Source organism: Pseudomonas sp. GL_135, assembly GCF_057834665.1.
The window spans coordinates 1,968,270-1,981,017 of the sequence record NZ_CM174408.1; the positions used below are offsets into that span (position 1 = coordinate 1,968,270).

9 protein-coding genes are annotated in these 12,748 nt (G+C 63.0%); 6 read left to right on the forward strand and 3 right to left on the reverse strand.

The genetic code is table 11. The features are described 5' to 3' along the window. Positions 1-49: 49 nt before the first annotated feature. A complete protein-coding gene (locus AC3ISG_RS08935; protein ID WP_489299483.1) occupies positions 50-2,176 on the forward strand; it encodes a TonB-dependent siderophore receptor in 2,127 nt (708 codons plus the stop codon). Positions 2,177-3,155: 979 nt separating this feature from the next. Here the strand turns inward: AC3ISG_RS08935 and AC3ISG_RS08940 are convergent. Both AC3ISG_RS08940 and AC3ISG_RS08945 read right to left on the reverse strand, forming a co-directional pair. Beyond that, entirely contained in the window at positions 3,156-4,496 is a 1,341-nt protein-coding gene (locus AC3ISG_RS08940; protein WP_489299028.1) for an ATP-binding protein, read from the reverse strand. Next, complete coding sequence (locus AC3ISG_RS08945; protein ID WP_122534429.1) at positions 4,493-5,233, reverse strand: response regulator; 741 nt, start codon at positions 5,231-5,233, stop codon at positions 4,493-4,495. The genes AC3ISG_RS08940 and AC3ISG_RS08945 overlap by 4 nt, the downstream gene beginning before the upstream one ends. Before the next feature lie 305 nt (positions 5,234-5,538). Here AC3ISG_RS08945 and AC3ISG_RS08950 point away from each other — a divergent pair, with 305 nt between their 5' ends. From AC3ISG_RS08950 to AC3ISG_RS08960, 3 genes are all read left to right on the forward strand, one after another. After that, on the forward strand, positions 5,539-5,802 hold the full coding sequence (locus AC3ISG_RS08950) for a DUF2790 domain-containing protein (protein WP_074891841.1): 264 nt from the start codon (positions 5,539-5,541) through the stop codon (positions 5,800-5,802). A gap of 78 nt (positions 5,803-5,880) precedes the next feature. Then, a complete protein-coding gene (locus AC3ISG_RS08955; protein WP_489299029.1) occupies positions 5,881-6,135 on the forward strand; it encodes a hypothetical protein in 255 nt (84 codons plus the stop codon). Between the two features lie 139 nt (positions 6,136-6,274). Further along, positions 6,275-8,224 carry an AAA family ATPase gene (locus AC3ISG_RS08960; protein WP_489299030.1) on the forward strand — a complete coding sequence of 650 codons (1,950 nt, stop codon included), beginning with the start codon at positions 6,275-6,277 and terminating at the stop codon, positions 8,222-8,224. Positions 8,225-8,430: 206 nt separating this feature from the next. Here the strand turns inward: AC3ISG_RS08960 and qhpR are convergent, their stop codons facing one another. Continuing rightward, complete coding sequence (gene qhpR, locus AC3ISG_RS08965) at positions 8,431-9,507, reverse strand: AraC-like transcriptional regulator QhpR (RefSeq protein ID WP_272633988.1); 1,077 nt, start codon at positions 9,505-9,507, stop codon at positions 8,431-8,433. A 448-nt stretch (positions 9,508-9,955) separates the two neighbouring features. On the opposite strand from qhpR, the gene eat reads away from it, so the two are divergent. Both eat and AC3ISG_RS08975 read left to right on the forward strand, forming a co-directional pair. Further along, positions 9,956-11,308: an ethanolamine permease gene (eat, locus tag AC3ISG_RS08970; RefSeq protein ID WP_122534432.1), complete on the forward strand. Its 1,353-nt coding sequence runs from the start codon at positions 9,956-9,958 to the stop codon at positions 11,306-11,308. Between the two features lie 27 nt (positions 11,309-11,335). Further along, positions 11,336-12,727 carry an ethanolamine ammonia-lyase subunit EutB gene (locus tag AC3ISG_RS08975; protein ID WP_122623742.1) on the forward strand — a complete coding sequence of 464 codons (1,392 nt, stop codon included), beginning with the start codon at positions 11,336-11,338 and terminating at the stop codon, positions 12,725-12,727. Positions 12,728-12,748 lie beyond the last annotated feature (21 nt).

Below are 12,748 nucleotides of genomic sequence, written 5' to 3' on the forward strand. Positions count from 1 at the left end.
TCAATCCGGTTTTCGCGTGTCCGCTTTCCCCGTGCTTCGTCCTGCATCGTTGTTGAGCATGTGCTCAGCCACGGCGCTGTTGTGCTCGCTGGGCATGAGCCCTGTTGCCGGCGCTGAAGAAATGCAGCTGGACGCGGTCAACATCGACGCCACGTCCCAGCCCGAGGTCAGCGAAACCCAGCACAGCCGCGACAGTTATCAGGCGCGCAAGGCGACCGTGGCCACACGCACCGAAGCGCCGTTGGTGGAAGTGCCGCAGAGCGTTAACGTGGTGACCAACCGGGTCATCGAAGACCGCCAGCCGTTCAGCCTGGACGAAGCGATCAACGCGGTCAGCGGCGTCAAGCAAAGCAATACCCTGGGCGGCACTCAGGACGCCATTCAGAAACGCGGCTTCGGCACCAACCGCGACAACTCGATCATGCGCGACGGCATGCAATCGGTGCGGGCGCGTAACTTCACCCCGACCACCGAGCGCATCGAAGTGCTCAAGGGCCCCGCGTCCATGCTCTACGGCGTGCAGGACCCGGGCGGCGTGATCAACGTGGTGACGAAGAAGCCGGAATTGGTCAAGGCCCGCTCTGTTTCGGCCTTCGGCAGCAGCTTTGGCGGCGGTGGCGAGCAGATCGACCTGACCGGCCCGATCGGCACCAACGGTCTGGCCTACCGGGTGATCGCCGACAAGCAGAACTACGATTACTGGCGCAATTTCGGCAGCATCGATCAGTCGGTCATCGCGCCGTCGCTGGCCTGGTACGGCGATGACACGACGGTGTCCGTGGCCTACGAGCACATGGAATATTCCGTGCCCTTCGACCGTGGCACGCAGATCAACCCCAAGACCGGCAAGGTACTGGACATCCCGCGCAGCCGGCGTCTGGACGAGCCGTTCAACGTCACCACCGGCCGCTCTGATTCCCTCGACCTGCGCATGGACCATCGCCTCAACGACACCTGGACCCTGCGTACCGGTTACGCCTACAGCCGCAATTACTACAACGATTACCAGTCGCGCTTCATCTCGGCTAACTACAACACCGGCGCCGTGACCCGTCGCGGCGACGCCACCCGCGATGCCGTGCAGTTCGCCCACACCGCCACTGTCAGCGCGCTCGGCAACCTGTACTGGGGCGATGTGCGCCACGAAGTGCTGATCGGCGCCGATTACATGAAGAACGACCGCGACCTGGGCGATCTGTACCGCAGCGCCAACAAGGTCGACTTCAATTACAACGCGCCGGTGTATGGCGTTACTCAGCAACCGACTACGGCCAATGCCGGCCAGAGCGACCAGACCGATCACCTGCGTACCCATGCCTTCTTCGTTCAGGACGCCATGCATCTGGGCGAGAAGTGGATCCTGCAGACCGGCCTGCGTTATGACGCCTTCGACGAGCTGACCGGCAAGGGCCGGCCGTTCGTGGTCGGCGCCGACGTGAAGGACAGCAAGGTCGTGCCCCGCGTCGGCCTGGTGTACCTGATCCAGCCGGACTGGTCGGTGTACGGCAGCTACACCGAGTCGTTCCGCCCGAATACCTCGATTGCTTCGCCGATTGGCGACCTGCCGCCGGAGGAGGGCAAGGCCTACGAAATCGGCACCAAGTTCCAGAACGACGCGATCACCGCGACGGTGGCGCTGTTCAATATCAACAAGCAGAACGTGCAGACCAGCGAAGCGTGTGGCACCGAGACTTGCACGCGGGTGTCCGGCGAGGTGCGCTCGCGCGGGCTGGAGGCGGATATCACCGGGCAGTTGAACGAGTTCTGGAGTATTACCGGCAGCTACGCTTATACCGACACCAAAGTGCTGGAAGATCCGATTCTCAAGGGTGAACCGCTGGACGGCGTGTCGAAGCACACCGGTGCGGTGTACCTGACCCGTGACTTCGGGCACGTGGGTGTGGGTGATCTGCGCGCGGGTGCCGGTGCACGGTTTGCCAGCCGCTGGGGTGTGAACGATGGTGCGGGGAGGGAGTATTACCTGCCGTCGTCGAAGGTCGCGGATGCGTTTGTGGCGTACAAGGTGAAGCTGGATGAGCGTGATGTGACGCTGCAGTTGAATCTGAAGAATGTGTTCGACGAGAAGTACTACACGTCGGCGAGCGGGTTGGGGTCGCCGGCGATTTCCATCGGTGAGCCGCGGCAGTTGGTGGCGCGGGTGAAGCTGGATTTTTGATTTCTCAAGATCAAGAGCGTCGGCCTAACGGCCTCGGGTTTCGCCTTCGGCGAGTTACTTGGAAAAGCACCCCAAGTAACCAAGGGTGCTTGCTCTCGGTTGGGCCCTTCCTTCGTCAGGGTTCCTTCACTCCGGTCTTGCTCCGTGGGCCCGCGCCGAACGGACATCCATGTCCTGACGGCGCTCTCGCCGCATCCCTGCGGCTCGGCCCACTCCGCAAAACCTGCGTTCAGCCTGCACCCAAGTCGCGTTTGGCGGTGACTGAGCCTTTTGTGGTTGAACAGCGAAGGCAGATCAAAGGCACATCAAAAGCAGATCAAAGGCTTCCCGGCTGAAGCCGGTCACACTGACTGCACGCGTTGCTTCTGTGGGACTTAACGAAGCCGGTCCCACGGACACGGCGCATGCCGTTAGTGGGACCGGCTTTAGCCGGGAATGCGTCAGGCGTCACACAGCAGAAGGTTCGGTGCTCACACGGGCCTCTTCCCGGCTGAAGCCGGTCCTACAGGCGCGCGCGGTCCGTCAGTGGGACCGGCTTTAGCCGGGAATGCGTCAGGCGTCACACTGCAAAAGGTTCGATGCTCACGCTGGCCTCTTCCCGGCTGAAGCCGGTCCTACAGGCGCGCGCGATCCGTTAGTGGGACCGGCTTTAGCCGGTAATGCGTCAGGCGTCACACTGCAAAAGGTTCGGTGCTCACGCTGGCCTCTTCCCGGCTGAAGCCGGTCCTACAGGCGCGCGCGATCCGTTAGTGGGACCGGCTTTAGCCGGTAATGCGTCAGGCGTCACACTGCAAAAGGTTCGGTGCTCACGCTGGCCTCTTCCCGGCTGAAGCCGGTCCTACAGGCGCGCGCGGTCCGTTAGTGGGACCGGCTTTAGCCGGGAATGCGTCAGGCGTCACACTGCAGAAGGTTCGGTGCTCACGCTGGCCTCTTCACGGCTGATGCCGGTCCCACCAGGGATAATCAACGTCAATATCCTCTAAAGATCCGTGATCTTCACCGCGCCTGTCGCTATCCGTGCGGGCAGCTTCAACTGAGCACTCAACCCACCCCCTTCGCGGTTGGTGAGCGTCAAGGTGCCGCCCAGTGCGATCGTCAATTGCTGCGCGATCGCCAGGCCCAGTCCGGTACCTCCGGTGTCGCGGTTGCGTGAGCTTTCGACGCGGTAGAACGGCTTGATCACTTCCGACAATTCCCCTTCGGCAATGCCCGGTCCGCGGTCGAGCACGTGCAGCGTCAGGCTCTGATCGGCGTGGGCGATCACTTCAATCTCCGCTGCACCACCGAACTTCAACGCGTTGTCGGTCAGGTTGACCAGCACCCGGCGCAAGGCATGGGGGCGGGTGTCGATGACGGCGCCGGTCTTGCCGTTCAACTGCACGTCGCGGCCGACGTCTTGATAGTCGAACACCAGGCTGTCGAGGAATGAGTCCATGTCCACGCGCCGCGCTGTCTCGGTTGAGGTGTCCATGCTGCGTGCGTACGCGACGCCTTCCTGAACCAGGTGCTGCATCTCGCTCAGGTCGCTCCAGAGCTTGTCTTTCTCGACGCCATCGTCCATGAACTCGGCGCGCAGTTTCATGCGGGTGATCGGGGTTTGCAGGTCGTGGGAGATTGCCGCCAGCAGTTGCATGCGCTCCTTCACGTAGGTCGAGATCCGTTGCTGCATGGTGTTGAACGCCACGGCAGCGAAGGCCACCTCGGTCGGGCCGCTTTCATCCAGGCGGATGCCTTCGCCGTTCGGGTCGAGGTTGTCGACGGCGTGGGACAGGCGCGTCAGCGGACGAATCGCTGTGCGTACGGCAAGCCAGGTGCAGACAAACAGCAGCACCAGTTGGCCGATCAACAGCAGCGGCAGCCAGGGCGACAGCGGGGTGATCTGCGGGCGCACGTCAATCGTCAGCGGGTTGCCGTCCTTCAGCGTCAGATGCGCCTGGTAGTGCGGGCGGCTGTCGGCGATGTTATTGAAGGTCAGTGCGTAATCGTTGCCCAGGCTTTCCTGCATCGAATGCACCGACATTGGCGCCTTGTCCATGTCCACCGGCGTACCGGTCTGGCCGGCACCCAGGATGTAGACGTAGGTGGGGTGTTCGAAACGTGGCAGCCAGGCCTGGCGTTCGTCGGCGGGCAGGCGTTCGAGGATGGCAACGGTGGTGCTGAGGTCGCGCTCCATGTTGCCGAGCATCGTGGTCATCGCGCTTTCATAGCGCTCATAAAATTGCAGGCCGAACGACAGACCGTGGGCCAGCACCAGGCTGATCAGAAAAATCAGCGATAGACGCGAGGCCAGGGTGCGCGGCCATCCGAAGCTCAGCTTCATGGGCTTTCCCCGAGAATTTCCACAGCGTAGGTGAACACGTAGCCCTCGTTGCGCACGGTCTTGATGTAGGCCGGGTCGCGGGCGTCGTCGGCCAGGCGCTGACGCAAGCGGCTGACCAGCAAGTCGATGGAGCGGTCGAACAGATCGGCGTCGCGGCCCTGGGTCAGGTTCAGCAGTTGATCGCGGCTCAATACCCGCTGCGGGTGGTCGAGGAAGGTGCGCAACAAGCGGTATTCCGCGCCGCTGAGCGTCACCACCGTGCCTTGGGCGTCGAGCAAGTGGCGGGCGGTGGTGTCCAGCTTCCATTTGCCAAAGGCCAGCAAACGCCCGGCTTCGGTGACGATCAGGTTCGGCGGCAGCATGCGGGTGCGGCGGAGCACGGCGTTGATCCGCGCCAGCAGTTCACGGGCGGCGAAGGGCTTCACCAAGTAGTCATCGGCGCCCATTTCCAGGCCAATGATGCGGTCGGTTTCGTCGCTGCGGGCGGTGAGCATCAGCACGGGCGTCGTCTTGTGCTTGCCGGTGCGCAGCTCGCGGCACAGCAGCAGGCCGTCGTCGCCGGGCATCATGATGTCGAGCACGATCAGGTCGACAGGCGTCGATTCCAGAAACGAACGCATCTGCCTGCCGTCCGCGACCACGGTGGTGCGCAGGCCGTTCTTCTTCAGGTAGTTGCCCACCAGTTCCCGAATCTCGCGATCGTCATCGACAATCAGAATGTGATCGACGTGCTCCATTGCCGCAGCTCCCGTATTCATGTGTGTGAGGCGCATCTTAACCAGTCGCGGGTGACTTGCCTGCCGGGGTTTGTATTCCACTGTATCTGGCGCTGCCGGGCATACATGCGCATGCAAAAGGCAGGTTTTTCGGCGCGAATGTATCGCTGTGTATCTGCAGCGGGCTCTGACACGTAAGGATGATTTTCCGGCGGTTCGCGACACAAGCGAGATACCTGCGGGGCGTTCAATGGGACCCATCGAGACGACAGACACACACCGCCTCGAACCCTGACCGAATGACCCTTTGAATACCGGAGAACATCATGAACTGGAAGAACCTCAGCATCGCCACCCTGTTTGCCGCCATGAGCCTTGGCGCCCTGACCGCCCAAGCCCAGCCCGTTGCTCAAGCCCACAACTATATGTACGGCGAGCACCTGGACATCGCCAAGGCCTTGTCCACCGAAGTCGACCCAAGCCCGGCGTGCGGCGTGGTCAATGCCCACCTTCGCTACCTCGACTCCCAAGGCCAGCAACAGGTTCTGAATTACGAGACCGTTGCCCAGAACTGCCCGCAGGACAACTGAGTCCAGGGCCGCGCGGATGACGTGTCGCCGGCCGCCCGGTTCGCCCATTCCCGTTGAAGATTACGTGAGGATCACACCATGACACCGATCAAAACCACCTTGTCCGCCGTTGCATTCGCACTCGCGGGTTTCGCCGTTCACGCCAACGCAGCGGTGCAGCACATCGGCGGCGACGAGCGCACCTGCTTCCAGCTTGCGCCGAAAGTCGCCGAAAACGGCTCCGACAAAACGCCACTGGTGATGTGGATCGAAAGCCGCGTGCAGATGGTTGCCGAAGGCGGCTCGGAACACACCCGGGTCGGCGTGGCGGGGCATCAGCAGAGCCGGGTGTGAAGGGCGTGCCAGACGGTAGTCTTTCGGGCCGTCCGTGGTAACGGCGACACGCAAGTGGGCGGTGATCGGGCGGCAGGAGTAAGCTGTGCTCCTTTTTGACTGCCCGCGCCCACGCGCCGCTCAGGACCTGACACCCGCAATGAGATCACCCGCTGCCTTCGCGCCACCGCCGTCACTGTTTCTGCCCCTGACCGAAGAGGTGTGCAAAGGCCTGGCCGCTGGCGAATCGCTGGACGATTTCCTCAATCAGGCAGGCCGGCCACAACTCGCCGCGCTCATGCTGCTGCTCAATCTCAAGGCCCTGGCCGCGCAAAACACCGCCGTCGAACAGCTCGAACGCATGCTCGATGATGTCCTGCGCGCGGCCGCCTCGGTTGAAGACGCCGGCGGCCGATTTGCCGATCTGGTGCGCGGCAGATTTACCGCCGACCATCTGGCCGCAGGGCTCTCGGTGCTTGAAATTGCCGGCGTCAGCCTGCTCGAAGACGCTGACATCGAGCAGCAGGATTACCTGGACGGGGAAGGGCAGTGGGACTTCGGTTTTGGCCTGCGCCATCGCGCCAAACTGGAACCCCTGACCCGTGAGGTCGTGATGCCGTCCGGCGACGTGCTGCACCTGAGCGATCAGCAGAGCCGGATCTTCGACGAGTTCAAGGTCTGCAACGAAGAGTCGTTCCACCTGCAGGCCTATGCCGGGGTGGGCAAAACCTACCTGCTAGCGAAGTTCTTCGAGGTCCTGGTCCCGGAAAAGACCCTGCTTATGGCGACCTTTCCCGGTCAGGTGGCCGCGCTACAGGCGCGGGTGCGTCAGGCGAACCCCGATGCGCGGATCAACGCGTGTACCTTCGGTCACATGGCCAACCTGCTGCTCAATCGCGATCTCACGGCGCGCGGCTGGCGCAACACCGACATGCAGCGCACCACCGCCAGCTCGCTGGTCGATGACCGGCAAGTGGCGCAGTGGCTGAACCTGCAAGCGGTGGGCAAGCTTAGCCCGCGCGACGTGGCCAGGGTCTGCCGCAGCACCGTGCACAGTTTCAGCCTGTCGCCGCTGGCCAACATTGAGGCCCGGCACTTGCCGTCCCTGGGCCATGCGGCGAGTCAGGCGGACATCGCCCTGCTGCTGGAATACAGCCGCCTGCTCTGGCGCGAAACGGTCAGGCCCTCGGCGCCGCATATTCGGTTGCCGATCCGCAACAGCCACCGGATCAAGTTTCTGGCGCTGACCACTGAAGTCATTCCCGAGAACTACAGCCACATCATCATCGACGAGAGCCACGAGCTGACGGCGCCGATGGTGCAGATCCTCGACCGCAGCCCCCAGGCGGTCATTACGTTGGGCGACGAATTCCAGCAGCTCAGCGGCAAAACCCCGCGCCACGGTGGCTTCATTCGCCAGCGATTCATGACCCAGTCGATTCGCGCCGGCAAGCAAATGGCCGACGTGCTCAACCCGCTGATTCAGATGCACCCCAGCGACATAAAAGAAGGCTTCGTCGGCCGCGCGCCGCACTCGACGAGGATCATCGGCCACAGCGTCATGCCGATCCCGGAAAAACCCACCACGATTCTGGTCGCCAACGAATGGGGCTTGTTTGCCTGGTTCAAGCGCCTGACCGAAGCAGGCGCGCGCTTTCAAATGCCACTGCGCACCCTTGAAAACCTCACGCTGTTCGTCAAAGGCCTGGACCTGCTCTACCGCGAAGACCTGCGCCCGCAACACCGGCTGATCTTCCGCTTCGCTTACTGGGACGCACTGGCCTCGGCCATGGGCGGCAGTCACGAATTCAAGGCCATGCACGAGTGGCTCTGCCAGGGCAACCGGCTGCAGGACTTCCTCGACACCACCCAGCGTTTCTGCAACGACCCGGCCGCCATCCTCAAACTGGCGAAAGTCGAAGACGTGAAGAACCAGGAATTCGACTCGGTGCTGCTCTCCCGCGACCTCATGCGCCCACCGCGGGAAGGCTCGACGCATTCCCTCGCCAGCGTGTGCTCGCTGCTCTACACCGCCAGCTCCCGCGCCCGGCACGAACTGCTGCTGCCGGGGAACATGAACGACTGGTTGCAGGATTTGGGGCGTAAGTAGAGGGCGCTTCTGATCCAGACGCCGCGCTGCCCGCTGGGACTGATTTACCTGTGGGAGCCGAGCTTGCTCGCGAAGGCTTCCTGTCAGTCACCAGAGAAAGTGGCTGAATGTTTGGGCCCTTTCATGAGCAAGGTGGAGCGCCACCCCGGTCACTCCCACATGACCGGTGCTGTCTGGAAAAACAAGGAAAGCCGGCCGTCGGCGTTTCAAACCCGGCAATCACCCCCACGCCACTGCTTCGGACTGACTCCAAACCATCGTTTGAACGCCCGGGAGAACGCGCTGGTTTCCGAGTAGCCCAGCAGCGAGGCGAGTTGGGTGATGCTGAGGTTCTGCTGCTTCAGGTGGCTCAGGGCCGAGTCCTGGCGGATCTGGTCGACCAGTTGCGTGAAGCTGATGCCGTGTTCGCGCAGTTTGCGCTGCAGGGTCCATTCGGACAGACCCAGGGTCTGGGCGATGTCCTCCAGCGCCGGTTCGCCCAGGTGCAGGGTGGCGACGATGGTCTGGCGAGCGCGGTCAAGGAGCGTCGCTTCGTGGCGGTTGCCCGTGCTGCTGCCGTTCTCGCCCAACTGACGGATCGCGTCCTTGATCAGCATCAGCAGAATCGGGTCGCTGCCCGGCATGGCCTTGCCGACGACATCGCCCTTGGGAATCAGCAGTGAATTGCAGCCCTGCCCGAAGCGCACATCAGCGCGGAAAACGTCGCGGTGCTCGTGCCAGCCCTGGGGTTGGGCGTGTTCGAAGGCCACTTGCCGAGGTGCCCAGTCCGGGCCGAGCACGTGGCGCACGAGGTTCAGCGCCATGCCCATTGTGAGTTCGGCGTCCTGGCGTCGTTCGTTGATCGCGCCGTGGCGGACCTGATAATCAAACCGGTAGCACTCGCCTTGATCGACCAGTTCGATCAGCGTGCTGTGCTGGTGGAAGGGGAAGGCGGCGGAAAAGTTGATCAGCGCGTCTTCCAGCGTCGCCGAGCACAGACCAATGTAGCCCAGCAGACCCAGTGCCTGAGGCCGGAATTGCTGGCCGTAACGCAGGCCAAAGTTGTCGCAGCCGGTCTGGCTCGCGGCTTCTTCCAGCACTTTGCAGTAGTTGGTCAGCGGCAGGCTCAGGGTCGGGTGCAGCAATTGCTCGGGGTCGATCCCGGACCGCCCGAATACGCGGTCCAGATCACCGCCGTGCTGCAGGATGAACCCGTCAAGCCCATTGGCCGCAGCCGACAGCACGCCGCGATTGCTGGCGGCGGGCATGTTCGATGCTGCGGCAGGGACGAGGGTCTGGAGCATGGGGGTGACGGCTCTGACGGTGTGTAGGCAATGTGTGCAAGCAAATGTCATACCTTCATGGCTTCAGCACAGCTTCCGGCACCCACGGGCCGGCCTGCCATTGAGCTGTGGAGGCTTGATCGCATCTCGGCTGGGCGGACGTCTTCGCGAGCAAGCTCGCTCCCACAACAGGCACGGTGCTACCCGGCGACTCATCCGGCAACCAGAGTTTTGGGAATTACGGTGCCACGCCGATCGGGAAACACAGCCTTACACTGACCTCAATCGTGACCCTCAATAAAGCACCGGGCCGTTTTCACGCGCCAGCGTGGCGCACCCCCGGCAGATACCCGGAAAACTTGACCGCAGACGACATACGGTGCAACGCACTGTCAAGCCATGGCCGGCGCGCTGTGACTATGCTCGACGGCAGACAAATACCGTCGCCTGGCTACCGGGGTACACGCTCATGACTGCTTCACAACTGAAACCGACCTTGGGAACCCTGCACTTGTGGGGATTGGCCGTGGGCCTGGTGATTTCCGGCGAATACTTCGGCTGGAGTTACGGCTGGGGCACCGCCGGGACGCTGGGCTTTCTGGTGACCACGCTGATGGTCGCGGTGATGTACACCTGTTTCATCTTCAGTTTCACCGAGCTGACCACCGCGATTCCCAACGCAGGCGGGCCGTTTGCCTACAGCTTGCGCGCCTTCGGCGTCACCGGCGGGATGATCGCGGGGCTGGCGACACTGATCGAATTCGTCTTCGCCCCACCGGCCATCGCCATGGCCATCGGCGCCTACCTCAACGTGCAGTACCCGTCCCTTGACCCAAGGGTTGCGGCCATCGGCGCGTACTTCGTCTTCATGACCCTGAACATTTTGGGCGTGAGCATCGCCGCGACCTTCGAACTGGTGGTCACCGTCCTGGCGGTGGCTGAACTGCTGGTGTTCATGGGCGTTGTCGCGCCGGGCTTCAGCTTCAGCAATTTCGTACTGGGCGGCTGGGCGGGTTCCGACACCTTTGGCCTGCCGGCCATCAGCGGCATGTTCGCGGCGATCCCGTTTGCCATCTGGTTCTTCCTCGCCATCGAAGGCGCGGCCATGGCGGCCGAAGAAGCCAAGGACCCGAAACGCACCATCCCGCGGGCCTATGTGGCGGGCATTCTGACCTTGGTGGTGCTGGCGATCGGCGTGATGATCTTCGCCGGCGGCGTGGGCGACTGGCGCACGCTGTCGAACATCAATGACCCGCTGCCCCAGGCAATGAAGGCCGTGGTGGGCGGCAATTCGAACTGGATGCACATGCTGGTGTGGATCGGCCTGTTCGGTCTGGTCGCCAGTTTCCACGGCATCATTCTCGGTTACTCGCGGCAGTTCTTTGCCCTGGCGCGGGCGGGCTTTCTGCCGCCGAGCCTGGCGAAACTGTCGCGCTTCCAGACCCCGCACCGCGCCATCCTCGCGGGCGGTGTGATCGGCATCATCGCGATTCTCAGCGACGGTGTGATCAATCTGCAGGGCATGACGTTGACTGCCGCGATGATCACCATGTCGGTGTTCGGCGCTATCGTGATGTACATCATCAGCATGCTCAGCCTGTTCAAGTTGCGCCGCAGCGAACCGAACCTTGAGCGCAGCTTCCGCGCGCCGGGTTACCCGGTCGTGCCGGGGATCGCCCTGGTGCTGGCGGTGGTGTGCCTCGTCGCCATGGTCTGGTTCAACCTGCTGATCTGCGCCATATTCATCTGCCTGATGGCCGTGGGCGCGCTGTTCTGCAAAATGGTCCGCGGACGCAGTGCGGCGGTCGCGGTCACCGGTTAATCACGCGGTTCGATAAAAGAGGTGTGCATGAGCTTTTCCCACAGCATCGGTGGCATGGTCTGGCGCTTCGACAGCCTGCGGGAACTCATGGCCAAGGCCAGCCCCGCGCGCTCCGGCGACTTCCTGGCCGAAGTGGCTGCAAGCAGCGATGCCGAGCGTGCGGCGGCGCAAATGGCCCTGGCCGACGTGCCGCTCAAGCAGTTCCTCACCGAAGCGCTGATTCCCTACGAAGAGGATGAAGTCACCCGCTTGATCGTCGACAGCCATGACCGCGCGGCCTTCGCTCCGGTCAGCCATCTCACGGTTGGCGGCTTCCGCGACTGGCTGCTGGGGGACGACGCCACCGAAGCCAGCCTCAAGGAACTGGCGCCGGGGCTGACCCCGGAGATGGCGGCGGCAGTGTCGAAGATCATGCGGGTGCAGGATCTGGTGCTGGTGTCCCAGAAGATTCGCGTCGTCACCCGCTTTCGCAACACCGTCGGCCTGCGTGGGCGCATGTCCACCCGGCTGCAACCCAATCACCCCACCGACGACCCGGCCGGCATCGCCGCCAGCGTGCTCGACGGCCTGCTGTACGGCAACGGCGACGCCATGATCGGCATCAACCCCGCCACGGACAGCGTCAGCGCCATCAGCGAACTGCTGAAAATGCTCGACGGCGTCATTCGTCATTACGAGATTCCCACCCAGTCCTGCGTGCTGACCCACGTCACCTCTTCGGTCGCGGCCATCGAAAAGGGCGTGCCGCTGGACTTGGTGTTCCAGTCCATCGCCGGCACCGAAGCGGCCAACAGCGGTTTCGGCATCAGCCTGGAAGTTCTTCGCGAAGGCTACGAAGCCGGGCTTAGCCTGAAGCGCGGGCCGCTGGGCGACAACCTGATGTACTTCGAAACCGGGCAGGGCAGCGCGTTGTCGGCCAACGCTCACCACGGCGTCGATCAACAGACCTGCGAGGCCCGCGCCTACGCCGTCGCGCGGCATTTCAACCCGTTTCTGGTCAACACCGTGGTCGGCTTCATCGGCCCGGAATACCTCTACAACGGCAAGCAGATCATTCGCGCGGGGCTGGAAGACCACTTTTGCGGCAAGCTGCTCGGCGTGCCCATGGGCTGCGACATCTGCTACACCAACCATGCCGAAGCCGATCAGGACGACATGGACGTGCTGCTGACGTTGCTCGGCGTCGCGGGGATCAATTTCATCATGGGCATTCCGGGGTCCGACGACGTGATGCTCAATTACCAGACCACCTCGTTTCACGACGCCCTGTATGCACGCAAGACCCTCGGCCTGCGCCCGGCGCCGGAGTTCGAGGAATGGCTGACGCGCATGGACATCCTGCGTCAGGATGACGGAGGCGTGCGGCTGGGGCAGGGCGTGCCGCCGCTGTTCCGCAAGGCGCTGGCGCAACTGAATTAGGAAAATTGAATGACCGGCGTG